The 23,481-nt window shown below is 67.3% G+C and carries 28 protein-coding genes and 1 pseudogene; all 29 read left to right on the plus strand.

Annotated features, from left to right (window positions below; genetic code table 11):
- Positions 1–202: 202 nt before the first annotated feature.
- Positions 203–3,628, plus strand: a complete 3,426-nt coding sequence (gene rpoB / locus Dsi01nite_RS06280; RefSeq protein WP_203845071.1) for a DNA-directed RNA polymerase subunit beta — start codon at positions 203–205, stop codon at positions 3,626–3,628.
- A gap of 94 nt (positions 3,629–3,722) precedes the next feature.
- Positions 3,723–7,610, plus strand: coding sequence for a DNA-directed RNA polymerase subunit beta' (locus tag Dsi01nite_RS06285; protein ID WP_203845072.1), 3,888 nt, complete (start codon positions 3,723–3,725; stop codon positions 7,608–7,610).
- Positions 7,611–7,721: 111 nt separating this feature from the next.
- Positions 7,722–8,057 carry a hypothetical protein gene (locus Dsi01nite_RS06290; RefSeq protein WP_203845073.1) on the plus strand — a complete coding sequence of 112 codons (336 nt, stop codon included), beginning with the start codon at positions 7,722–7,724 and terminating at the stop codon, positions 8,055–8,057.
- Position 8,058: 1 nt separating this feature from the next.
- Entirely contained in the window at positions 8,059–8,499 is a 441-nt protein-coding gene (locus Dsi01nite_RS06295; protein WP_239135726.1) for a DUF4190 domain-containing protein, read from the plus strand.
- Between the two features lie 450 nt (positions 8,500–8,949).
- Positions 8,950–9,324, plus strand: a complete 375-nt coding sequence (rpsL, locus tag Dsi01nite_RS06300; RefSeq protein WP_033357671.1) for a 30S ribosomal protein S12 — start codon at positions 8,950–8,952, stop codon at positions 9,322–9,324.
- A gap of 1 nt (position 9,325) precedes the next feature.
- Positions 9,326–9,796, plus strand: a complete 471-nt coding sequence (rpsG, locus tag Dsi01nite_RS06305) for a 30S ribosomal protein S7 (protein WP_203845074.1) — start codon at positions 9,326–9,328, stop codon at positions 9,794–9,796.
- Between the two features lie 62 nt (positions 9,797–9,858).
- Positions 9,859–11,958: an elongation factor G gene (fusA, locus tag Dsi01nite_RS06310; protein WP_203845075.1), complete on the plus strand. Its 2,100-nt coding sequence runs from the start codon at positions 9,859–9,861 to the stop codon at positions 11,956–11,958.
- A gap of 129 nt (positions 11,959–12,087) precedes the next feature.
- Positions 12,088–13,281: an elongation factor Tu gene (tuf, locus tag Dsi01nite_RS06315; protein WP_203845076.1), complete on the plus strand. Its 1,194-nt coding sequence runs from the start codon at positions 12,088–12,090 to the stop codon at positions 13,279–13,281.
- Between the two features lie 342 nt (positions 13,282–13,623).
- Positions 13,624–13,932: a 30S ribosomal protein S10 gene (gene rpsJ / locus Dsi01nite_RS06320; protein WP_018347762.1), complete on the plus strand. Its 309-nt coding sequence runs from the start codon at positions 13,624–13,626 to the stop codon at positions 13,930–13,932.
- An 11-nt stretch (positions 13,933–13,943) separates the two neighbouring features.
- Complete coding sequence (gene rplC, locus Dsi01nite_RS06325) at positions 13,944–14,615, plus strand: 50S ribosomal protein L3 (protein ID WP_203845077.1); 672 nt, start codon at positions 13,944–13,946, stop codon at positions 14,613–14,615.
- Positions 14,612–15,268 (plus strand): 50S ribosomal protein L4, encoded by a 657-nt coding sequence (rplD, locus tag Dsi01nite_RS06330; protein ID WP_203845078.1) that lies wholly within the window; start codon positions 14,612–14,614, stop codon positions 15,266–15,268. The genes rplC and rplD overlap by 4 nt, the downstream gene beginning before the upstream one ends.
- A 2-nt stretch (positions 15,269–15,270) precedes the next feature.
- Entirely contained in the window at positions 15,271–15,573 is a 303-nt protein-coding gene (gene rplW / locus Dsi01nite_RS06335; RefSeq protein ID WP_203845079.1) for a 50S ribosomal protein L23, read from the plus strand.
- Between the two features lie 12 nt (positions 15,574–15,585).
- On the plus strand, positions 15,586–16,425 hold the full coding sequence (gene rplB / locus Dsi01nite_RS06340; RefSeq protein ID WP_203845080.1) for a 50S ribosomal protein L2: 840 nt from the start codon (positions 15,586–15,588) through the stop codon (positions 16,423–16,425).
- A gap of 12 nt (positions 16,426–16,437) precedes the next feature.
- Positions 16,438–16,719, plus strand: a complete 282-nt coding sequence (gene rpsS, locus Dsi01nite_RS06345; RefSeq protein WP_203845081.1) for a 30S ribosomal protein S19 — start codon at positions 16,438–16,440, stop codon at positions 16,717–16,719.
- A gap of 26 nt (positions 16,720–16,745) precedes the next feature.
- A pseudogene (gene rplV / locus Dsi01nite_RS06350) lies at positions 16,746–17,195 on the plus strand (50S ribosomal protein L22); the annotation flags it as partial.
- Positions 17,196–17,293: 98 nt separating this feature from the next.
- Positions 17,294–18,151, plus strand: a complete 858-nt coding sequence (rpsC, locus tag Dsi01nite_RS06355) for a 30S ribosomal protein S3 (RefSeq protein ID WP_203845083.1) — start codon at positions 17,294–17,296, stop codon at positions 18,149–18,151.
- Between the two features lie 3 nt (positions 18,152–18,154).
- Complete coding sequence (gene rplP, locus Dsi01nite_RS06360) at positions 18,155–18,580, plus strand: 50S ribosomal protein L16 (RefSeq protein ID WP_203845084.1); 426 nt, start codon at positions 18,155–18,157, stop codon at positions 18,578–18,580.
- A complete protein-coding gene (gene rpmC / locus Dsi01nite_RS06365; protein WP_203845085.1) occupies positions 18,580–18,819 on the plus strand; it encodes a 50S ribosomal protein L29 in 240 nt (79 codons plus the stop codon). The genes rplP and rpmC overlap by 1 nt, the downstream gene beginning before the upstream one ends.
- 2 nt (positions 18,820–18,821) lie before the next feature.
- The gene (gene rpsQ / locus Dsi01nite_RS06370; protein WP_203845086.1) at positions 18,822–19,103 is read left to right on the plus strand and encodes a 30S ribosomal protein S17; all 282 of its coding nucleotides are present in this window, start codon (positions 18,822–18,824) and stop codon (positions 19,101–19,103) included.
- Positions 19,104–19,185: 82 nt separating this feature from the next.
- A complete protein-coding gene (gene rplN / locus Dsi01nite_RS06375; protein ID WP_203845087.1) occupies positions 19,186–19,554 on the plus strand; it encodes a 50S ribosomal protein L14 in 369 nt (122 codons plus the stop codon).
- A 2-nt stretch (positions 19,555–19,556) separates the two neighbouring features.
- Positions 19,557–19,871 (plus strand): 50S ribosomal protein L24, encoded by a 315-nt coding sequence (gene rplX / locus Dsi01nite_RS06380; RefSeq protein WP_033357656.1) that lies wholly within the window; start codon positions 19,557–19,559, stop codon positions 19,869–19,871.
- The gene (rplE, locus tag Dsi01nite_RS06385; protein ID WP_203845088.1) at positions 19,871–20,434 is read left to right on the plus strand and encodes a 50S ribosomal protein L5; all 564 of its coding nucleotides are present in this window, start codon (positions 19,871–19,873) and stop codon (positions 20,432–20,434) included. The genes rplX and rplE overlap by 1 nt, the downstream gene beginning before the upstream one ends.
- 12 nt (positions 20,435–20,446) lie before the next feature.
- Positions 20,447–20,632: a type Z 30S ribosomal protein S14 gene (locus Dsi01nite_RS06390; protein WP_190249376.1), complete on the plus strand. Its 186-nt coding sequence runs from the start codon at positions 20,447–20,449 to the stop codon at positions 20,630–20,632.
- Positions 20,633–20,696: 64 nt separating this feature from the next.
- Entirely contained in the window at positions 20,697–21,104 is a 408-nt protein-coding gene (gene rpsH, locus Dsi01nite_RS06395) for a 30S ribosomal protein S8 (protein ID WP_203845089.1), read from the plus strand.
- A 13-nt stretch (positions 21,105–21,117) separates the two neighbouring features.
- Positions 21,118–21,660: a 50S ribosomal protein L6 gene (gene rplF / locus Dsi01nite_RS06400; RefSeq protein ID WP_203845090.1), complete on the plus strand. Its 543-nt coding sequence runs from the start codon at positions 21,118–21,120 to the stop codon at positions 21,658–21,660.
- On the plus strand, positions 21,657–22,052 hold the full coding sequence (rplR, locus tag Dsi01nite_RS06405; RefSeq protein ID WP_425554285.1) for a 50S ribosomal protein L18: 396 nt from the start codon (positions 21,657–21,659) through the stop codon (positions 22,050–22,052). Before rplF ends, rplR begins: the two co-directional genes overlap by 4 nt.
- Positions 22,053–22,066: 14 nt before the next feature.
- Complete coding sequence (gene rpsE, locus Dsi01nite_RS06410; protein WP_203845091.1) at positions 22,067–22,693, plus strand: 30S ribosomal protein S5; 627 nt, start codon at positions 22,067–22,069, stop codon at positions 22,691–22,693.
- A gap of 2 nt (positions 22,694–22,695) precedes the next feature.
- A complete protein-coding gene (rpmD, locus tag Dsi01nite_RS06415; RefSeq protein ID WP_203845092.1) occupies positions 22,696–22,878 on the plus strand; it encodes a 50S ribosomal protein L30 in 183 nt (60 codons plus the stop codon).
- A 4-nt stretch (positions 22,879–22,882) separates the two neighbouring features.
- Positions 22,883–23,344 carry a 50S ribosomal protein L15 gene (gene rplO / locus Dsi01nite_RS06420; RefSeq protein ID WP_203845093.1) on the plus strand — a complete coding sequence of 154 codons (462 nt, stop codon included), beginning with the start codon at positions 22,883–22,885 and terminating at the stop codon, positions 23,342–23,344.
- Positions 23,345–23,481 lie beyond the last annotated feature (137 nt).

Genomic DNA, 23,481 nt, shown 5'->3' on the forward strand with positions numbered 1-23,481 from the left:
CGATCTTCCAAAAAAGATCGTTGAAACATCGTGCACGGGGCCGCTCGACAGCGGTTAGCCTTTCGGCTACACTGCTAGTTTGCGCTGTCTTCTGACTTCACCTCTGGCGTGGAGTGCCTCTTCGTGGGCACTTTGCATCGGGGGTCGTCAGGCTGCACGCGAAACGGCCTGTCTGCACCACCGGTCCTCGGAAGGACGCATCTTGGCAGCTTCCCGCCCTGCGAAGACCAGTTCGAGCGCATACGCTCCCCGCCGGGTCTCCTTCGGCAGGATCACCGAACACCTTGAGGTTCCCAACCTCCTTGCCATCCAAACCGATTCGTTCGACTGGTTGGTTGGCAACGAGAAGTGGCAGAGCCGCTCGGCCGGTGATCCGCACGCCCGTTCCGGGCTCGCGGAGATCCTCGATGAAATCAGTCCCATTGAGGACTTCTCCGGCACGATGTCCCTGTCGTTCTCCGCGCCCCGCTTCGACGAGGTCAAGGCTCCCATGGAGGAGTGCAAGGAGAAGGACCTCACCTACTGCGCGCCGCTGTTCGTGACGGCGGAGTTCACCAACCACACCACTGGCGAGATCAAGAGCCAGACGGTGTTCATGGGTGACTTCCCGATGATGACGCCCAAGGGCACGTTCATCATCAACGGCACCGAGCGCGTCGTGGTGAGCCAGCTCGTCCGGTCGCCGGGCGTGTACTTCGACAAGCAGCCGGACAAGACCTCCGATCGCGACCTCACCAGCGTGAAGGTCATCCCGAGCCGGGGTGCCTGGCTGGAGTTCGACATCGACAAGCGCGACACCGTCGGTGTCCGCATCGACCGCAAGCGCCGGCAGGCGGTCTCCGTCCTGCTCAAGGCCATCGGTTGGTCCGCCGAGCGCATCCGTGAGAAGTTCGGCTGGTCCGAGCTCATGATGACGACGCTCGAGAAGGACCACATCGCCGGCCAGGACGAGGCGCTGCTCGACATCTACCGCAAGCTCCGCCCTGGCGAGCCGCCGACGCGTGAGAATGCGCAGACCCTGCTCGACAACCTCTTCTTCAACCCGAAGCGATACGACGTCGCCAAGGTCGGTCGATACAAGTTCAACAAGAAGCTCGAGTTGGACCTCCCGATCAACCAGGGTGTGCTGACCGAAGAGGACGTCGTCGCCACGGTCGAGTATCTCTGCCGCCTGCACACGGGCGAAGAGGGCTACGAGGCCGACGACATCGACCACTTCGGCAACCGGCGCCTGCGCACGGTCGGCGAGCTGATCCAGAACCAGGTCCGCGTGGGCCTGTCCCGGATGGAGCGCGTCGTCCGCGAGCGGATGACCACCCAGGACGTCGAGGCGATCACGCCGCAGACCCTGATCAACATCCGTCCCGTCGTGGCGGCGATCAAGGAGTTCTTCGGCACGTCGCAGCTGTCCCAGTTCATGGACCAGACCAACCCGCTGGCGGGTCTTACCCACCGGCGCCGGCTGAGCGCGCTCGGCCCGGGTGGTCTGTCGCGTGAGCGGGCCGGCTTCGAGGTCCGCGACGTGCACCCGTCGCACTACGGCCGCATGTGCCCGATCGAGACCCCCGAGGGTCCCAACATCGGTCTCATCGGCGCGCTGTCGACGTTCGCGCGGGTCAACCCCTTCGGCTTCGTCGAGACGCCCTACCGCAAGGTCGTCGACGGCAAGGTGACCGACCAGATCGACTACCTGACCGCCGACGAAGAGGACCGTTACGTCAAGGCGCAGGCCAACGCTCCGCTCAAGAGCGACGGCAACTTCGCCGAGGACCGGATCCTCGTCCGACGCAAGGGCGGCGAGGTCGACAACGTCCCCGCCGACCAGGTCGACTACATGGACGTGTCGCCGCGGCAGATGACCTCGGTCGCCACCGCGATGATCCCGTTCCTCGAGCACGACGACGCCAACCGTGCACTCATGGGCGCCAACATGCAGCGCCAGGCGGTGCCGCTGGTCAAGGCCGAGGCTCCGCTCGTCGGCACCGGCATGGAATACCGTGCCGCCGTCGACGCCGGTGACGTGGTCGTGGCCGAGGTCGCCGGTGTGGTCGAGGACATGTGCGCCGACTACATCACGATCCACCAGGACGACGGCCACCGTCGGACCTACCTCCTGCACAAGTTCCGCCGCTCCAACTCCGGCTCCTGCGTCAACCAGAAGCCGGTGATCTTCGAGGGCGACCGGGTCGAGCAGGGGCAGGTCATCGCCGACGGCCCGTGCACCGACGAGGGCGAGATGGCGCTCGGGCGAAACCTGCTCGTGGCCTTCATGCCCTGGGAGGGTCACAACTACGAAGACGCCATCATCCTGTCCCAGAAGCTGGTGCAGAACGACGTCCTCACCTCGATCCACATCGAGGAGCACGAGGTCGACGCGCGCGACACCAAGCTGGGGCCGGAGGAGATCACCCGCGACATCCCGAACGTCAGCGAGGAGATGCTCGCCGACCTCGACGAGCGGGGGATCATCCGGATCGGCGCCGAGGTCGTGACCGGCGACATCCTGGTCGGCAAGGTCACCCCCAAGGGTGAAACCGAGCTGACCCCGGAGGAGCGTCTGCTCCGCGCGATCTTCGGTGAGAAGGCCCGCGAGGTGCGCGACACCAGCCTCAAGGTGCCGCACGGCGAGACCGGCACGGTCATCGGCGTGCGCACGTTCAGCCGGGAAGACGGCGACGAGCTGTCCCCCGGCGTCAACGAGCTGGTCCGCGTCTACGTGGCCCAGAAGCGGAAGATCCAGGACGGCGACAAGCTCGCCGGCCGCCACGGCAACAAGGGTGTCATCTCGAAGATCCTCCCGGTCGAGGACATGCCGTTCCTTGAGGACGGCACCCCGGTCGACATCGTGCTCAACCCGCTCGGCGTGCCGAGCCGGATGAACATCGGCCAGGTCCTGGAGACCCACCTGGGGTGGGTGGCCAAGACCGGCTGGAAGATCGACGGTGACGACACCGAGTGGAAGCGGGCGCTGAAGGCCATCAACGCGGGGGAGTCCGAGCCGGACACCAACGTGGCGACCCCGGTCTTCGACGGCGCCAAGGAGGAAGAGATCGCCGGGCTGATGAGCAGCACGCTGCCCAACCGGGACGGCACCCAGCTCATCGGGGCCAGCGGCAAGGCGCGGCTGTTCGACGGCCGCTCCGGCGAGCCGCTGCCGGACCCGATCGCGGTCGGCTACATCTACATCCTCAAGCTCAACCACCTGGTCGACGACAAGATCCACGCCCGCTCCACCGGCCCGTACTCGATGATCACGCAGCAGCCGCTGGGTGGTAAGGCGCAGTTCGGTGGTCAGCGCTTCGGTGAGATGGAGTGCTGGGCGATGCAGGCCTACGGCGCGGCATACGCGCTGCAGGAGCTGCTGACGATCAAGTCAGACGACGTCCTCGGACGCGTCAAGGTCTACGAGGCGATCGTCAAGGGCGAGAACATCCCGGAGCCGGGCATCCCGGAGTCCTTCAAGGTGCTGCTCAAGGAGCTGCAGTCGCTGTGCCTGAACGTCGAGGTGCTCTCCAGCGACGGTGTGGCCCTGGAGATGCGCGAGACGGACGACGAGGTGTTCCGCGCCGCCGAGGAACTCGGCATCGACCTCTCCCGGCGTGAGCCGAGCAGCGTCGAGGAAGTTTGATCTCGTGATGGGCGCCGCGCGGCGGCAACGCCAAGCGGCGCCCCCCACGACCTAGCAATTACCCGAGCAACTGAATCGTGAGGACATAGACGAAGTGCTCGACGTCAACTACTTCGACGAACTGCGCATCGGTCTGGCCACTGCTGACGACATCCGCCAGTGGTCGCACGGCGAGGTCAAGAAGCCCGAGACGATCAACTACCGCACCCTGAAGCCGGAGAAGGACGGGCTCTTCTGCGAGAAGATCTTCGGTCCGACCCGGGACTGGGAGTGCTACTGCGGCAAGTACAAGCGGGTCCGGTTCAAGGGCATCATCTGTGAGCGCTGCGGCGTCGAGGTGACCCGGGCCAAGGTCCGCCGTGAGCGCATGGGTCACATCGAGCTCGCCGCCCCGGTCACGCACATCTGGTACTTCAAGGGTGTGCCCAGCCGGCTCGGCTACCTGCTCGACCTGGCGCCCAAGGATCTCGAGAAGATCATCTACTTCGCGTCGTACGTGATCACCAGCGTCGACAAGGAGTCCCGCCACCGCGACCTCGCCACCCTCGAGAACGAGGTCTCGGCGGAGAAGCGCCAGGCGGAGAACGCCCGCGACTCGGAGATCGAGAAGCGTGCCGCGAAGCTGGAGCAGGACCTCGCCGAGCTTGAGGCCGAGGGCGCGAAGGCCGACGTGCGCCGCAAGGTCAAGGAGTCCGGCGAGCGCGAGATGCGCCAGATGCGGGACCGCGCGCAGCGTGAGATCGACCGTCTCGACGAGGTCATGGACACGTTCCGCAAGCTGGACCGCAAGAACCTCATCACTGACGAGCTGCTCTACCGCGAGCTGCGCGACCGGTTCGGTGAGTACTTCACCGGCGCCATGGGTGCCGAGGCGATCAAGGCGCTGCTGGAGAACCTGGACCTCGACGACGAGGCCGAGTCGCTGCGCGAGACCATCCGCAGCGGCAAGGGCCAGCGCAAGATCCGGGCGCTCAAGCGGCTCAAGGTCGTCGCGGCGTTCCTCAACACCGCCAACTCGCCGCTGGGCATGGTCCTGGACTGCGTCCCGGTCATCCCGCCGGACCTGCGTCCGATGGTGCAGCTCGACGGTGGCCGGTTCGCCACCAGCGACCTCAACGACCTGTACCGGCGCGTGATCAACCGCAACAACCGGCTCAAGCGCCTGATCGACCTGGGTGCCCCGGAGATCATCGTCAACAACGAGAAGCGGATGCTGCAGGAGGCCGTCGACGCGCTGTTCGACAACGGCCGCCGCGGTCGTCCGGTCACCGGCCCGGGCAACCGGCCGCTGAAGTCGCTGTCCGACATGCTCAAGGGCAAGCAGGGCCGCTTCCGGCAGAACCTGCTCGGCAAGCGCGTCGACTACTCCGGCCGTTCGGTCATCGTCGTCGGCCCGCAGCTCAAGCTGCACCAGTGCGGCCTGCCGAAGCAGATGGCGCTGGAGCTGTTCAAGCCGTTCGTGATGAAGCGCCTGGTGGACCTCAACCACGCGCAGAACATCAAGTCGGCCAAGCGCATGGTCGAGCGTCAGCGTCCGGTCGTGTGGGACGTGCTGGAGGAGGTCATCGCGGAGCACCCGGTGCTGCTCAACCGCGCGCCGACCCTGCACCGCCTGGGCATCCAGGCCTTCGAGCCGCAGCTGGTCGAGGGCAAGGCCATCCAGATCCACCCGCTCGTCTGCACCGCCTTCAACGCCGACTTCGACGGCGACCAGATGGCCGTGCACGTGCCGCTGTCCGCGGAGGCGCAGGCCGAGGCCCGCATCCTCATGCTGTCCAGCAACAACATCCTCAAGCCGGCCGACGGCAAGCCGGTCACCATGCCCACCCAGGACATGGTCATCGGCCTGTACCACCTGACGCACATCCAGAAGAACCTGCTCGGCGAGGGGCGCACCTTCAGCTCCGACGCCGAGGCCCGGATGGCGTTCGACAACGGCGAGCTGCACCTGCAGGCCCTGGTGAAGATCCGGCTCAAGGAGATCATCGGCGTCGACAACGGTGCCGCTGGTCCGCAGTGGGAGGCCCCTGAGGGCTGGCAGTCCGGCGACACCGTCACGGTCGAGACCACGCTGGGCCGGGTCCTGTTCAACGAGACCCTCCCGGTGGGCTACCGCTTCGTCAACTACGAGATCCGCAAGGGTCAGTTGTCGGCGATCGTCAACGACCTGGCCGAGCGCTTCCCGAAGGTCTCCCTCGCGGCGACCCTGGACGCGCTCAAGCTGGCCGGCTTCCACTGGGCCACCTGGTCCGGCGTCACCATCGGCATGGAAGACGTCATCCAGCCGCCTCGCAAGCGCGAGATCCTCGAGCGCTACGAGAAGGAGGCCGAGCGGATCGACAAGCAGTACCAGCGTGGTCTCATGACGGCCGAGGAGCGCCGCGGCGAGCTCATCGAGATCTGGACCAAGGCGACCGGTGAGGTCGCCAAGGAGATGGAAAGCGCGCTGCCGCAGGAGAACCCGCTGTGGAAGATGATCAACTCGGGCGCCCGCGGTAACCTGCTCCAGCTCCGCCAGATCGCCGCGATCCGTGGCCTGGTGGCCAACCCGAAGGGCGAGATCATCCCGCGGCCGATCAAGGCCAGCTACCGGGAGGGTCTGTCCGTGCTGGAGTACTTCATCTCCACGCACGGCGCGCGGAAGGGTCTGGCCGACACCGCGCTGCGGACCGCCGACTCGGGTTACCTGACCCGTCGTCTGGTGGACGTGTCGCAGGACGTCATCATCCGCGAGGAGGACTGCGGCACCGACCGCGCCATCCCGATGACGGTGGGCGAGCTGCACGACGGTGCCATGCGCATCCACCAGCACGCGGAGACGGGTGTGCACGCCCGCACCCTCGCCGACGACGTCCGTGACAAGGACGGCAAGATCGTCGCCGAGCGCGGCACGGACATCAACTCGATCACGGTCGACCTGCTGGTCGCCGCCGGGACCGAGATCGTCCGGGTCCGCAGCGTGCTCACCTGCGAGTCGAAGCTGGGCGTCTGTGGCGCCTGCTACGGCCGGTCGCTGCCCACGGGCAAGACCGTCGACGTCGGCGAGGCGGTCGGCATCATCGCCGCCCAGTCGATCGGTGAGCCGGGCACGCAGCTGACGATGCGTACCTTCCACACCGGTGGCGTCGCGGGTGAGGACATCACCCAGGGTCTGCCCCGTGTGCAGGAGATCTTCGAGGCCCGCGTGCCGAAGGGTAAGGCGCCCATCGCCGACACCCCCGGTCGCGTGCGCATCGAGGATGGCGAGCGGATGCGGAAGATCATCATCGTGCCGGACGACGGCAGCGAGGAGATCGTCCACGACAAGCTCAGCCGCCGCGTCAAGCTGCGCTACCAGGACGGCGAGCACGTCGAGGTCGGCGAGAAGCTCACCGAGGGCACCATCGACCCGCACGAGCTGCTGCGCATCATGGGTCCCCGGGCGGTTCAGGTCCACCTGACCTCCGAGGTCCAGGAGGTGTACCGCTCGCAGGGCGTGCTCATCCACGACAAGCACATCGAGATCATCATCCGGCAGATGCTCAAGCGGGTCACGGTCATCGACTCCGGCTCGACCGAGTTCCTGCCGGGCGTGCTGGTCGACCGTGCGCTGTTCGAGGCGGAGAACCGCCGTGTCGTCGCCGAGGGCGGCGAGCCGGCGGCCGGCCGTCCCGTGCTGATGGGCATCACCAAGGCGTCGCTGGCGACGGAGTCGTGGCTGTCCGCGGCCTCGTTCCAGGAGACGACCCGGGTGCTGACCGACGCGGCGATCCACGCGCGCAGCGACTCGCTGATCGGTCTGAAGGAGAACGTCATCATCGGCAAGCTCATCCCGGCGGGTACTGGCATCAGCAAGTACCGCAGCATCCGGGTCGAGCCCACCGAGGAGGCGAAGGCGAAGGTCTACTCGATGACCGGCTACCCGGAGGCCGACTACGGCTTCGGCCCGGCCAGCGGGCAGGCGGTCCCCCTGGACGACTTCGACCTGGGCTCCTTCCGCTAAACCGCATGTCCGCACAGAGGGCGGGGACCCACCGGGTTCCCGCCCTCTGGCGTGCCCGGACGACGGCGCACCAGCCTCCGCTGAGGGCACCGCACCGGATATGGTCGTGAGGTGACCTCCTCGACCCGCCATCCGCTCGATCCCGACCCGGTCCGCGCCAGCAAGGCATCGGCCGTGTTCGGGCTCGGCCTGCTGTCGGTGGTGACCGGGCCGTTCCTGGGTGGGGCGATACCGGCGACGCTGGCGCTGCTGATGGCCCGGGAGTCCCACCGTGAGCTGGTGGCCGCGGAAGGCTTCCTGCTGGGCGCCAGGAGGCTCCGCAACGGCGTGCGGCTCGCGTGGACGGGCATCGTGCTGTCGATCGCCACGCTCGTCGTCCTGGCGATCGTGGGCCTGCTCGCCTATGCCCGCGGTCGCGGCACCGACTTCGACCCGTTGGTGAACTGACGTGACGTACCCGTATCAGCACCAGCCGCAGGCCCCGCACGCCCCGCACGCCCCGCAGCCTGGGATGAGGATCGACCTCGTCCAGGGGACCCCGTTCGGGGTCGCCTATCCGTTGGTCCAGGGGACCCCCAGCGGCCCGGCGATCGGCAGCCTCGTCGCCGGCATCGCCTCGATCTTCGTGGGCCTGACGGTGAGCTGCCTCGGGCTGGCCGGCGCCGGGCCCGGCTGGGGACCGATCGCCGGTGGTGCGTTCACGATCCTCGCGGTGTTCCTCGGGCTGGGCGCGATCGGCCTCGGCGTCTTCGGCATGCGGCAGGTCCGCAGGGCGGGGCGGCTGGTGACCGGGCGGGGGATGGCGGTCACCGGCATCGTGCTCGGCTCGGCCGGGGCCGGCATCGGCGTGCTGTCCCTCCTGCTCGCGTTCGTCATCGCCGCGGCCTAGCCGCCGCGGCGGCCAGGCCCCACGTCCGGTCCAGCCGCTTCCGACCCGGCCGCCGCGGCGGCTCGGCCCCCACGTCCGGTCCAGCCGCTTCCGGCCTGGCCGCCACCTGCGGGAACACCGATGATGCGACCCCGGCGATGCAGCCGACGGACACCAGGTACTCTTGGTGTGAAGAGTGTTCCGTCATGGGGCCGAGCCGGCGATTTTGACCAGCGTCCTCACGGTGGGTACTCTTTCCCCTCGTGCCCGACTTTGTCGGGCAACTCGTGCGTGCGTCCACAACGGCCCGCCTTCGCGGGTTCAGGGTGGATGCAAACCGCGAAACCCGGTTGGCACTTCTCGGACCGGGTTCGCGCGGCGGGCGACACGCCCGACCGCGGGTGCCGGTCACGCCGTGGAGACAGCGAAGAAGAAGACGTGCGGCCGCGAGGCCGAAGGGAGTAAGGCCCAGTGCCTACGATCCAGCAGCTGGTCCGCAAGGGCCGCCAGGCGAAGCTGAGCAAGACCAAGACGCCGGCGCTCAAGGGCAGCCCGCAGCGGCGTGGCGTCTGCACGCGTGTGTACACCACCACGCCGAAGAAGCCGAACTCGGCGCTGCGCAAGGTGGCCCGTGTGCGACTGAGCAACGGTATCGAGGTGACGGCCTACATCCCCGGTGTCGGTCACAACCTTCAGGAGCACTCGATCGTGCTGGTCCGCGGTGGCCGTGTGAAGGACCTCCCCGGCGTCCGGTACAAGATCATTCGTGGTTCGCTGGACACCCAGGGTGTCCGCAACCGCAAGCAGGCTCGCAGCCGGTACGGCGCGAAGAAGGAGAAGAGCTGACATGCCGCGTAAAGGCCCCGCGCCGCGCCGGCCCCTGGTGGCGGACCCGGTCTACAACTCCCTGCTCGTCACCCAGCTGATCAACAAGATCCTGGTTGAGGGCAAGCGTCAGCTCGCCGAGCGCGTTGTCTACAGCGCCCTCGAAGGCTGCCGGGAGAAGTCAGGAACGGACCCCGTCGTCACGCTGAAGCGCGCGATGGACAACGTCAAGCCGACCCTCGAGGTCCGCAGCCGCCGCGTCGGTGGCGCGACCTACCAGGTGCCGGTCGAGGTTCGCCCTCCCCGGGCGACGACGCTGGGCCTGCGCTGGCTGGTCACCTACTCCCGCGCCCGTCGTGAGAAGACCATGGTCGAGCGGCTCATGAACGAGCTGCTCGATGCCAGCAACGGGCTCGGTGCTGCGGTGAAGCGCCGCGAGGACACCCACAAGATGGCGGAGTCCAACAAGGCCTTCGCGCACTACCGCTGGTAAGCGATCGCTTGCTCAGCAATCTGATCTCAGCAATCCGACGAGAGACGAAGTAGGGATTCGAAGTGGCTGCCTCAGACGCTGCCCTCGCCAAGGTCCGGAACATCGGCATCATGGCGCACATCGACGCCGGTAAGACGACGACGACTGAGCGCATCCTGTTCTACACCGGCATCACGTACAAGATCGGTGAGGTCCACGAGGGCGCCGCCGTCATGGACTGGATGGAGCAGGAGCAGGAGCGGGGCATCACCATCACCTCCGCCGCGACGAAGTGCGAGTGGAAGGGCCACGTCATCCAGATCATCGACACGCCCGGCCACGTCGACTTCACGGTCGAGGTCGAGCGGTCGCTGCGGGTCCTGGACGGCGCGGTTGCGGTCTACGACGGCGTTGCCGGCGTGGAGCCCCAGACCGAGAACGTCTGGCGACAGGCTGACAAGTACAACGTCCCGCGTATGTGCTTCGTCAACAAGCTGGACCGCACCGGCGCCGACTTCTTCCGCTGCGTGCAGATGATGATCGACCGGCTCAACGCGACTCCGCTGGTCCTGCAGATCCCGATCGGGCTCGAGGGCGACCACATCGGCGTCGTCGACCTTCTGGAGATGCGCGCGCTCACCTGGCGCGGCGAGACCCAGAAGGGTGAGGACTACGCGATCGAGGAGATCCCCGCGGATCTCGTCGACCAGGCGAACGAGTGGCGCGACAAGCTGCTCGAGACCCTGTCGGAGACCGACGACGACATCATGGTCCGCTACCTCGACGGCGACACGTTCGACGTCAAGGAGCTCAAGGCCGCGATCCGCCGGGCGACCATCGCCGGCAAGCTCAACCCGGTCGTCTGCGGCTCGGCGTTCAAGAACAAGGGCGTCCAGCCCATGCTCGACGCCGTCGTGGAGTTCCTCCCGTCGCCGCTGGACATCCCCGCCGTCGAGGGCATCGCCATCGACGGGGAGACCCCGCTGCTGCGCAAGCCCGACAACAGCGAGCCGTTCTCGTCCCTGGCCTTCAAGATCCAGACGGACAAGCACCTCGGCAAGCTCACGTATGTGCGCATCTACTCCGGCACGCTCGAGTCCGGCGCCCAGGTGGTCAACTCCACCAAGGAGCGCAAGGAGCGGATCGGCAAGATCTACCAGATGCACGCCAACAAGCGTGAGGAGCGGCCGAGTGCCCAGGCGGGTGACATCATCGCCGTGCAGGGTCTCAAGCAGACCACGACCGGTGACACCCTCTGCGACCCGGCCAACCAGGTCATCCTGGAGTCGATGACGTTCCCGGAGCCGGTCATCCAGGTCGCGATCGAGCCGAAGAGCAAGGCCGACCAGGAGAAGCTGGGCACCGCCATCCAGCGCCTGGCCGAGGAGGACCCGACCTTCCGCGTCAAGAACGACGAGGAGACCGGGCAGACCATCATCGCCGGCATGGGCGAGTTGCACCTCGACATCCTGGTCGACCGGATGCGCCGCGAGTTCAGCGTCGAGGCCAACATCGGCAAGCCGCAGGTGGCCTACCGCGAGACCATCAAGGGCACCGTCGACAAGATCGACTACGTGCACAAGAAGCAGACCGGTGGCTCGGGTCAGTACGCGAAGGTCATCGTCAAGCTCGAGCCGCTCGAGATGACGGCGGACGGTCCGACCTACGAGTTCGTCAACGCGGTCTCGGGCGGTCGCATCCCGAAGGAGTTCATCCCTTCGGTCGACGCCGGCGCCCAGGACGCGATGCAGTACGGCGTGCTCGCGGGCTACCCGATGGTCGGTGTCAAGCTGACGCTGCTCGACGGGCAGTACCACGAGGTTGACTCGTCGGAAATGGCGTTCAAGATCGCTGGCTCGATGGTGATGAAGGAGGCGGCCCGCAGGGCTACTCCCACCCTCCTCGAGCCGTTGATGGCCGTCGAGGTCACCACCCCGGAAGAGAACATGGGTGACGTGATCGGCGACCTCAACTCCCGGCGTGGCACCATCCAGGCCATGGAGGAGCGCGGCGGTGCCCGTGTCGTCCGTGCCACGGTGCCGTTGTCGGAGATGTTCGGCTACGTCGGCGACCTGCGGTCGAAGACCCAGGGCCGGGCGAGCTACTCGATGCAGTTCGACTCCTACGCCGAGGTTCCCGCGAACGTCGCCAAGGAGATCATCGCGAAGGCGACCGGGGAGTAGTTCCCGGTCCGCGGCCGCGAGGCTGCATCAGCGGGCCTGAGGCTTCAGCCGCCAGACCCAAGTCGACAGGGTGTGTTGACGCTTCAGGCGTCAACACACCGCGAACCAGAAGTCCACAGGAGGACACCAGTGGCGAAGGCGAAGTTCGAGCGGACTAAGCCGCACGTCAACATCGGCACCATCGGTCACATCGACCACGGGAAGACGACGCTGACGGCGGCCATTACCAAGGTGCTCCACGACCGGATGCCGGACGTGAACCCCTACACCCCGTTCGACGAGATCGACAAGGCGCCGGAGGAGAAGGCCCGCGGCATCACGATCTCGATCGCGCACGTCGAGTACCAGACCGAAGCCCGGCACTACGCCCACGTTGACTGCCCGGGCCACGCCGACTACATCAAGAACATGATCACCGGTGCCGCGCAGATGGACGGCGCGATCCTGGTGGTTGCGGCGACTGACGGCCCCATGCCGCAGACCCGCGAGCACGTGCTGCTGGCCCGCCAGGTCGGCGTCCCCTACATCGTGGTGGCGCTGAACAAGAGCGACATGGTCGACGACGAGGAGCTCCTGGAGCTCGTCGAGCTCGAGGTTCGTGAGCTGCTGTCGAGCCAGGAGTTCCCGGGCGACGACGCTCCGGTCGTGCGCGTCTCGGCCCTGAAGGCCCTTGAGGGCGACCCGAAGTGGTCGGACTCCCTCATGGAGCTCATGGGCGCCGTGGACAGCGCGATCCCGCAGCCCGAGCGCGAGACCGAGAAGCCGTTCCTCATGCCCGTCGAGGACGTCTTCACGATCACCGGTCGTGGCACGGTCGTCACCGGTCGTGTCGAGCGTGGCATCCTCAAGCCGAACGAGGAGGTCGAGATCGTTGGCATCCGTGCCAAGTCGATGAAGACCACCTGCACGGCGATCGAGATGTTCCGCAAGATCCTCGACGAGGCGCGTGCCGGCGAGAACGTCGGTCTGCTCCTGCGTGGTATCAAGCGCGAGGACGTCGAGCGCGGCATGGTCGTGGTGAAGCCGGGTAGCAACACCCCGCACACCGAGTTCGAGGCGACCGTCTACATCCTCTCCAAGGAGGAGGGTGGCCGGCACACCCCGTTCTTCCAGAACTACCGGCCGCAGTTCTACTTCCGCACCACGGACGTCACGGGCGTCGTCACGCTGCCGGAAGGCACCGAGATGATCATGCCCGGCGACAACACGGCGATGACTGTGTCGCTCATCCAGCCCATCGCGATGGAGGAAAACCTCCGCTTCGCGATCCGCGAGGGTGGCCGCACCGTCGGCGCCGGCCGTGTGACGAAGATCCTCAAGTAACGACCTGAGGCACCCCGATTTCACTTTGTCGCACTTCGTGCGGCATAATGGTCGGGTTGCGTCGCGGGGCGGTCGAGACTGCTCAATGAGAGGTCTCGACCGCTTCCGCGCGGCGTCGGTTCTGTGACTGGCGCTCACCTCCGCGTTTTGGGCGTGGCACGCCCTGGGGTAGGTCTCCGCAGAGCCACCAGCGGTCCTGAGAAGGACGTCGGTGGCGGAGCCTGGCCCTTGGCCGCGACACGCCCGACCGCGGGGGTCGGACAGACCAAATAGGCGGCACCGGACCCTTCGGGGTTCCGCGAGGTCGAGAGACCTCGCATGAGAGAGGGAACTGAAGCCACCATGGCGGGACAGAAGATCCGCATCCGGCTCAAGGCCTACGACCACGAGGTCGTCGACTCCTCGGCGCGGAAGATCGTCGAGACGGTCACGCGCACCGGGGCTCAGGTCGCTGGGCCGGTGCCGCTGCCCACTGAGATCAACCGCTACTGCGTGATCCGCTCGCCGCACAAGTACAAGGACTCGCGCGAGCACTTCGAGATGCGCACGCACAAGCGTCTGATCGACATCATCGACCCGACCCCGAAGACGGTTGACTCGCTCATGCGGCTCGACCTGCCGGCTGGTGTCGACATCGAGATCAAGCTGTAGGGACCGGACTTATGGACAGGCAAGTCAAGGGCATCCTGGGTGAGAAGCTCGGCATGACCCAGATCTGGGACAACGGCAAGGTCGTCCCGGTGACTGTGGTGCAGGCCGGCCCGTGCGTCGTGACCCAGGTGCGCACGGCTGACAACGACGGTTACTCCGCGGTTCAGCTCGCGTGGGGCCAGATCGACCCGCGGAAGGTCAACAAGCCGCGGTCGGGCCACTTCGCCAAGGCGGACGTCGCGCCCCGTCGTCACATCGTGGAGCTGCGGACCACCGACGCCGGCGAATACTCGCTCGGCCAGGAGATCACCGCCGAGACCTTCACCGCGGGCCAGCGCATCGACGTGACCGGCCGCACCAAGGGCAAGGGCTTCGCCGGCGTCATGAAGCGGCACGGCTTCCACGGCCTGCGGGCCAGCCACGGTGTCGAGCGCAAGCACCGCTCGCCGGGCTCCATCGGCGCCTGCGCGACCCCCGGTCGCGTCTTCAAGGGCGTCAAGATGGCCGGCCGCATGGGTGGGGTTCGCTTCACCGTGCAGAACCTCACCGTCCAGTCGGTCGAGCTGGAGCAGGGCCTGATCCTGATCAGGGGAGCGGTCCCCGGCCCGAAGGGCAGCCTCGTGCTGCTGCGCACCGCCGCCAAGGCCGACCTGAAGTCGCAGAAGGGTGGGATCACCAAGTGACCACCGTTGACATCAAGACGGTCGACGGCGCCACCAACGGCACCGTCGAGCTGCCGGACGCCATCTTCGACGCGCAGGCCAGCATCCCGCTGCTGCACCAGGTCGTCGTCGCGCAGCTGGCCGCGGCCCGCCAGGGCACGCACAAGGTCAAGACGCGGGGCGAGGTGTCCGGCGGCGGTAGGAAGCCCTACAAGCAGAAGGGCACCGGTCGCGCCCGTCAGGGCTCGATCCGCGCGCCGCAGTTCACCGGCGGTGGCGTCACGCACGGCCCCGTGCCGCGTGACTACACCCAGCGGGTGAACAAGAAGATGAAGGCGGCCGCCCTGCGCGGTGCCCTCTCCGACCGGGCCCGCGAGGGTCGCATCCACGTCGTGGAGAGCTTCATCGACGGCGAGACCCCGAAGACCAAGGACGCCCTGAAGGTGCTGCGCGGGATCACCGACGCGCGCCGGGTGCTCGTGGTCCTCCCGCGCGACGACGAGGCCAACTGGCTGAGCCTGCGCAACGAGCAGTCGGTGCACCTCCTGGTCGCCGACCAGCTCAACACGCACGACGTGCTCGTCGCCGACCAGGTCATCTTCACGACCGCGGCACTCGACGAGTTCCTGGGCCGTACGGCTGACACGGCCGACGAGACCACTGAGGAGGCCTGATCATGGCGACGATCGCCGATCCACGCGACGTGATCATCCAGCCGGTGGTCTCTGAGAAGAGCTACAGCGAGCTCAACCGCAACTGGTACACGTTCCTGGTGCACCCGGACGCGAACAAGACCGAGATCAAGATCGCGATCCAGCAGATCTTCAACGTCCGCGTTCTGTCGGTCAACACCATCAACCGCGAAGGCAAGCGCAAGCGGACCCGCACGGGTTGGGGCAAGCGCAAGGACACGAAGCGGGCGATGGTCAAGCTCGCCGACGGTGACCGGATCGAAGCCTTCGGCGGACCGGTCAGCTGAGGGGTATAGACGATGGCTATCCGTAAATACAAGCCGACGACCCCGGGTCGTCGCGGTTCGAGCGTTGCCGACTTCGCCGAGATCACCCGATCGACGCCGGAGAAGTCCCTGCTCGTCCCGCTGCCCAACAAGGGCGGACGCAACGTCCACGGCCGCGTCACCGCGCGCCACCAGGGCGGCGGCCACAAGCGCCAGTACCGGTTGATCGACTTCCGTCGCGCGGACAAGGACGGCATCCCCGCCAAGGTCGCGCACATCGAGTACGACCCCAACCGGACCGCGCGGATCGCGCTGCTGCACTACGCCGACGGCGAGAAGCGCTACATCATCGCGCCGAAGGACCTCAAGCAGGGCGACCGTGTCGAGGCCGGAGTCGGCGCCGACATCAAGCCGGGCAACAACCTGCCGCTGCGCAACATCCCGGTCGGCACCACCGTGCACGCGGTGGAGCTGCGCCCGGGCGGCGGCGCGAAGCTGGCCCGTTCGGCCGGCGTCGGCGTCCAGCTGCTCGGCCGTGAGGGCACCTACGCGACACTGCGTATGCCGTCCGGCGAGATCCGGCGCGTCGAGGTCACCTGCCGGGCGACCATCGGCGAGATCGGCAACGCCGACCAGTCGAACATCAACTGGGGCAAGGCCGGCCGCATGCGCTGGAAGGGCAAGCGCCCGACCGTCCGTGGTGTCGCGATGAACCCCATCGACCACCCGCACGGTGGTGGTGAGGGTAAGACCTCGGGTGGTCGTCACCCGGTCAACCCGAAGGGCAAGCCGGAGGGCCGCACGCGGCGCAAGGGCCAGCCGAGCGACCGACTCATCGTCCGTAGGCGTTACGCCACCCGGAAGCGCGGCTAAGGAGCCTGAGCAATGCCTCGCAGCCTCAAGAAGGGCCCGTTCGTCGACGACCACCTCATCAAGAAGGTGGAAGTCCAGAACGCCAAGAACTCCAAGAACGTCATCAAGACCTGGTCGCGCCGGTCGACGATCATCCCCGACATGCTCGGGCACACGATCGCCGTCCACGATGGGCGTAAGCACGTGCCCGTGTTCGTGACCGAGGCGATGGTCGGGCACAAGCTCGGCGAATTCGCGCTGACCCGCACGTTCAAGGGTCACGAGAAGGACGACCGGAAGAGCCGCCGCCGCTAAGGCAGCCAACTAAAGGGGATTTCCCAATGCCAACAAAAGCAGCGGCGGCGCTGCCCGGTGCCCGGGCGATCGCGCGCCATGTGCGCGTGTCGCCCATGAAGGCGCGCCGTGTGGTGAACCTCGTTCGCGGGTTGCCCGCGCGCGACGCACTCACGGTGCTGCAGTTCGCCCCGCAGTCCGCGAGCGAGCCGGTCTACAAGGTGCTCGCAAGCGCCATCGCCAACGCAGAGAACAACGAGCGGCTTGACCCGGACTCGCTCCTGGTCGCCGAGGCATACGTGGACGAGGGCCCGACGCTCAAGCGGTTCCGGCCGCGGGCGCAGGGTCGCGCGTACCGGATCCGCAAGCGGACCAGCCATATCACCATCGTGGTCGAGAGTGTCCCGGCGTCCCAGGCCCGTGCGGCCAAGGCCGGCGTGGCCAAGGCGACCAAGGCGGCCAAGGCCGTGACGCCGGAGACGGACGAGACCGACGAGGTCGAGACGCCGGCGGCGAAGAAGGCGACCAAGGCAGCTCCGGCGAAGAAGGCCGCGAAGGCGACGCCGAAGGCTGACGCCGAGGAAGGGACCGAGTAATGGGTCAGAAGGTTCACCCGCACGGGTTCCGGCTCGGCATCAGCACCGACTGGAAGTCCCGCTGGTACGCCGACAAGCTCTACAAGGACTACATCGCCGAGGACGTCAAGATCCGTCGGATGATGTCCAAGGGCCTGGAGCGCGCCGGCATCGCCAAGGTCGACATCGAGCGCACCCGCGACCGGGTCCGTGTGGACATCCACACGGCCCGCCCGGGCATCGTCATCGGCCGTAAGGGCGCTGAGGCCGACCGCATCCGCGCCGAGCTGGAGAAGCTCACCGGCAAGCAGGTGCAGCTCAACATCCTCGAGGTGAAGAGCCCCGAGTCGGACGCGCAGCTCGTCGCGCAGGGCGTGGCCGAGCAGCTGTCCAGCCGGGTCAGCTTCCGCCGTGCCATGCGCAAGGCGATGCAGTCGGCGATGAAGAACCCGCTGGTCAAGGGCATCCGGGTGCAGGTCTCCGGCCGCCTCGGCGGCGCCGAGATGAGCCGCACGGAGTTCTACCGTGAGGGTCGCGTGCCGCTGCACTCGCTGCGGGCCAACATCGAGTACGGCTTCTTCGAGGCCCGTACCACCTTCGGCCGCATCGGTGTGAAGGTCTGGATCTACAAGGGCGACGCCGTTCCGGGTCGCGAGGCGCCGGCCGAGGCCGCCGCACCGCGTGGTGGCCGTCGCGAGCGCACGGACCGGCCCGAGCGGCCGCGTCGTGGGCGTTCCGGCTCCTCCGGCACGACCGCCGGTGGCACCGAGGCCGGTCGGGCCGCAGCCGCGGCCCAGGCCGCCGAGGTGACCCCCGAGGCCGCCGCCCCCGCGGAGCAGGCCCCGGCCGCACCGGCAGAGACGCCTCAGGAGGGCTGACGAATGCTGATCCCTCGTAAGCCCCCGAAGGGCTTCCGCAAGCCGCACCACCCGGACCGGCACGGCCCGGCCAAGGGCGGCACCCGCGTGGTCTTCGGCGAGTTCGGTATCCAGGCTCTCGAGCCGGCATACATCACGAACCGCCAGATCGAGGCCGCTCGTATCGCCATGACCCGCCACATCAAGCGTGGCGGCAAGGTCTGGATCACGATCTTCCCGGACCGCTCCATCACCAAGAAGCCGGCCGAGACCCGCATGGGTTCCGGCAAGGGTTCCCCCGAGTGGTGGGTGGCCAACATCAAGCCGGGCCGGATCCTGTTCGAGATGTCGTTCCCGAACGAGCAGATCGCCCGCGAGGCAATGCGCCGCGCGATCCACAAGCTTCCGCTGAAGTGCCGGATCGTCACGCGTGAAGGGGCTGATGTCTGATGGCCGCCGGAATCAAGGCGACCGACCTGCGCGAGCTGTCCGACGAGAGCCTGGTCGAGAAGCTTCGGGAAGCGAAGGCGGAGCTGTTCAACCTCCGCGTCCAGTCGGCCACCGGCCAGCTGGACAACCACGGGCGGTTGCAGGTCATCCGCAAGGACATCGCCCGGATCTACACGATCATGCGCGAGCGCGAGCTGGGTCTCTCAGCGGCGCCCGACGCTGTGGCTGAGGTGGCATGAGCATGAGCGAGCAGACGACCGAGAGCACCGAGGTGCGCGGCCGCCGCAAGGTCCGCGAGGGCCTGGTGGTCAGCGACAAGATGAACAAGACCGTCGTCGTGGCGGTCGAGGACCAGGTCAAGCACCCGCTGTACGGCAAGGTCATGCGCCGCACCAACAAGCTCAAGGCGCACGACGAGCAGAACGCGTGCGGTGTCGGCGACCGGGTGCTGCTCATGGAGACCCGGCCGCTGTCCGCCACCAAGCGTTGGCGGGTCGTGGAGATCCTCGAAAAGGCCAAGTAAGGCCGTCGTTCCGCCAAGCTCGGCACCGGCCGTTGTCGAACAGCGACCGGTGCCGAGAACTGGCAGACATTAGGAGACAAGCGTGATTCAGCAGGAGTCGCGGCTGCGCGTCGCCGACAACACGGGTGCCCGGGAGATCCTGTGCATCCGTGTGCTCGGTGGCTCGGGTCGCCGCTATGCAGGCATCGGCGACATCATCGTGGCCACCGTGAAAGACGCCATCCCGGGCGCCGGCGTGAAGAAGGGCGATGTGGTCAAGGCCGTCATCGTCCGGACCACCAAGGAACGGCGCCGTCCGGACGGGTCATACATCCGGTTCGACGAGAACGCCGCCGTGATCATCAAGGATGGCGGTGACCCCCGTGGTACCCGCATCTTCGGCCCGGTCGGGCGTGAGCTCCGGGACAAGCGTTTCATGAAGATCATCTCGCTCGCGCCGGAGGTGTTGTAACCATGAAGGTCAAAAAGGGCGACACCGTCCTGGTCATCGCAGGCAAGGACAAGGGCACCCGGGGCAAGGTCCTCACCGCCCTCCCGCGCGAGGACAAGGTCATCGTCGAGGGCGTCAACCGCGTCAAGAAGCACACCCGCATCCGCACCACCCAGCGTGGTTCGAAGACCGGTGGCATCGTGACCCAGGAAGCCGCCATCCACGTCTCGAACGTGATGGTGATCGACTCGGACAACAAGCCGACCCGCGTCGGTGCCCGCATCGACGAGGACGGCGTCAAGACCCGCACGTCGCGTCGCTCCGGTAAGGATCTGTGATGACGACGGTCGACAAGGTGAACCCGCGCCTCAAGCAGCGTTACCGCGACGAGATCGCGGGCCAGCTGCAGGAGCAGTTCAAGTACGCCAACGTGATGCAGATCCCCGGCGTGGTCAAGGTCGTCGTCAACATGGGCGTCGGCGAAGCGGCCCGCGACTCGAAGCTGATCGACGGTGCGGTCCGCGACCTCGCCACGATCACCGGCCAGAAGCCGCAGATCCGCAAGGCGACCAAGTCCATCGCGCAGTTCAAGCTGCGTGAGGGCATGCCGATCGGCGCGAAGGTCACCCTCCGCAACGACCGCATGTGGGAGTTCCTCGACCGGCTGCTGTCGATCGCACTGCCGCGTATCCGCGACTTCCGCGGTCTGGACGGGCGCAAGCTCGACGGCAACGGCAACTACACCTTCGGTCTCACCGAGCAGTCGGTGTTCCACGAGATCGACCAGGACCGCATCGACCGGCCGCGAGGGATGGACATCACCGTGGTCACCACCGCTTCCACGGACGAGGAAGGTCGCGCGCTGCTCAAGCTGCTCGGCTTCCCGTTCCGTGAGAACTAGGAGAACTGACCAATGGCGAAGAAGGCCCTAGTCCTCAAGGCCGCCGCGAAGCCCAAGTTCGCGGTCCGCGCATACACCCGCTGCCAGCGCTGCGGCCGGCCCAAGGCCGTGTACCGGAAGTTCGGGCTGTGCCGCGTGTGCATCCGTGAGATGGCGCACCGGGGCGAGCTGCCCGGCGTTTCCAAGGCCTCCTGGTAAACCTCCTTCGCCGTAGGCCCGCCCACAGCGGCGAGGAACCGCGGCGAGAAAGGCTGACAAAGCAATGACCATGACCGACCCGATCGCAGACATGCTGACGCGTCTGCGTAACGCCAACCAGGCGTACCACGACCGCGTGACGATGCCCTATTCGAAGATCAAGGCGAACATCGCCGAGGTGCTCAAGTCCGAGGGCTACGTGTCCTCGTGGCAGGTTCAGGAGCCGGAAGAGGGCAAGGTCGGCAAGACGCTGATCGTTGAACTCAAGTACGGCCAGAGCCGTGAGCGCAGCCTCGCCGGCATCCGCCGGGTCTCGAAGCCCGGTCTGCGGGTGTACGCGAAGTCGGTGGAGATGCCGCGCGTGCTCGGTGGCCTCGGTGTGGCCATCATCTCGACGTCCCAAGGGCTGCTCACCGACCGGCAGGCCCGCAAGCGAGGGGTGGGCGGGGAAGTCCTCGCCTACGTCTGGTAAGGGAGAGCCTTCAATGTCTCGAATCGGACGTAAGCCCATCGCGGTGCCCACCGGCGTCGACCTGAAGGTCGATGGCCAGGTCGTCACCGTCAAGGGACCCAAGGGCGAGCTGAGCCACACCCTCGCCGAGCCCATCACGTTGGAGAAGGCCGAAGACGGCACCTACAACGTCGTGCGCCCCAACGACGAGCGCAAGGCGAAGGAGCTGCACGGCCTGTCCCGCACGCTCATCGCCAACATGGTCATCGGCGTCACCGAGGGCTACCGCAAGAGCCTCGAGATCGCCGGCACCGGTTACCGCGTCACCGCGAAGGGCAGCGACCTGGAGTTCGCGCTCGGGTTCTCCCACCCCGTGCTCGTGACGCCCCCTCCGGGCATCACGTTCACCGTCGAGCGGCCGACGCTGTTCCACATCGCCGGCATCGACAAGCAGCAGGTGGGCGAGGTCGCCGCCAACATTCGCAAGATCCGCCCGCCGGAGCCGTACAAGGGCAAGGGCGTGAAGTACCAGGGCGAGGTCATCCGCCGTAAGGCTGGAAAGGCAGGCAAGAAGTGAGCGCCACGCTGCTCAAGCGCCGCAACTCCGGCGGCGCCGCCGCGGCGCGCCGCACCGGGCGTGCACGCCGGCACTTCCGCATCCGCAAGCACGTCAGTGGCACCGCCGAGCGTCCCCGCCTGGTCGTCACCCGCTCGCTGCGGAACATCACCGCGCAGATCGTCGACGACCTCAAGGGCCACACGCTGGCCTCGGCCTCGACGCTCGACACGAGCATCCGTGGCACCGACGGCGACAAGAAGGCGCTGGCCAGCAAGGTCGGCACCCTCCTCGCCGAGCGGGCGAAGGCCGCGGGTGTCGGCAAGGTCGTCTTCGACCGTGGCGGAAACCGTTACGCCGGCCGCATCGCGGCCCTGGCTGACGCCGCCCGCGAAGCCGGACTCGAATTCTAGGAAAGGAAACGTTCATGCCTGGTCCTCAGCGCAGGGGCGGCGGGTCCGGCGGTAGCAACACCGAAGGTGGCGGCCGTCGCGAGAATCGTCGTGACGGAGGCGGCCGCGGTAACGCGCCCGCCGAGAAGACCCCCCACCTCGAGCGGGTCGTCGCGATCAACCGTGTCGCCAAGGTCGTCAAGGGTGGTCGGCGCTTCAGCTTCACCGCCCTCGTCATCGTCGGTGACGGCGACGGCACCGTCGGCGTCGGTTACGGAAAGGCCAAGGAGGTGCCCGCGGCCATCGCCAAGGGTGTCGAGGAGGCCAAGAAGCACTTCTTCAAGGTGCCGCGGATCGCTGCGTCGATCCCGCACCCGGTGATCGGCGAGGACGCCGCCGGCGTCGTGCTGCTCAAGCCGGCCTCCGCCGGTACCGGTGTCATCGCCGGCGGTCCCGTGCGTGCCGTCCTGGAGTGCGCGGGCATCCATGATGTCCTCTCCAAGAGCCTCGGGTCCTCCAACGCGATCAACATCGTCCACGCGACGGTGGCGGCGCTGAAGAAGCTCGAGTCGCCGGAAGCCGTGGCCGCGCGCCGTGGTCTGCCGGTCGAAGACGTTGCGCCGGCCGCGATGCTGGCCCAGCGTGCCGGGGCGGGTGCATAGTCATGGCTCGCCTGAAGGTCACCCAGATCCGGTCCCAGATCGGCACCAAGCAGAACCAGCGCGACACGCTGCGTTCGCTCGGCCTGAAGCGGATCCGCGACGTCGTCGTCAAGGAAGATCGTCCGGAGATCCGCGGCATGATCCACACCGTGACGCACCTGGTCACCGTGGAAGAGGTGGAGTAATCCGATGACGATCAAGCTGCACCACCTGCGGCCCGCCCCGGGCGCCAAGACCGCGAAGACCCGTGTGGGTCGCGGTGAGGGCTCCAAGGGCAAGACCGCCGGTCGTGGCACCAAGGGCTCCAAGGCCCGCAAGAACATCTCAGCGGCGTTCGAGGGCGGGCAGATGCCCCTCCACATGCGCCTGCCGAAGCTCAAGGGCTTCAAGAACCGCAACCGGATCGAGTTCCAGGTTGTCAACCTGGCCCGCCTTGCGGAGCTCTTCCCGAAGGGCGGCACGATCGGGGTCGACGAGCTCGTCGACGCCGGCGCCGTCCGCAAGGGCGAGCTCGTCAAGGTCCTCGGCGACGGGGAGCTCGGCGGGGTGAAGCTGCAGGTCAGCGCGCACAAGTTCAGCGCGTCGGCCCGTGAGAAGCTCGAAGCGGCGGGCGGCTCCGCCACGCTGCTCGGCGGCTCCGCAGCTGAGTAGGCAACGCGCTACCGTGGCGTCCACCGGAGCACATCGGGTGGGCGCCACGCGGCGCCTCAGTACCACCTGAAAAGCTGAGGGATCGCCAGGGCGTGATGTGCTGCGGGCATGCTGTTAGAGTCCGTTGCGCAGTAACA

The sequence above is a fragment of the Dactylosporangium siamense genome, from assembly GCF_016862795.1.
In the GTDB taxonomy this organism is placed as follows: Bacteria; Actinomycetota; Actinomycetes; order Mycobacteriales; family Micromonosporaceae; genus Dactylosporangium; species Dactylosporangium siamense.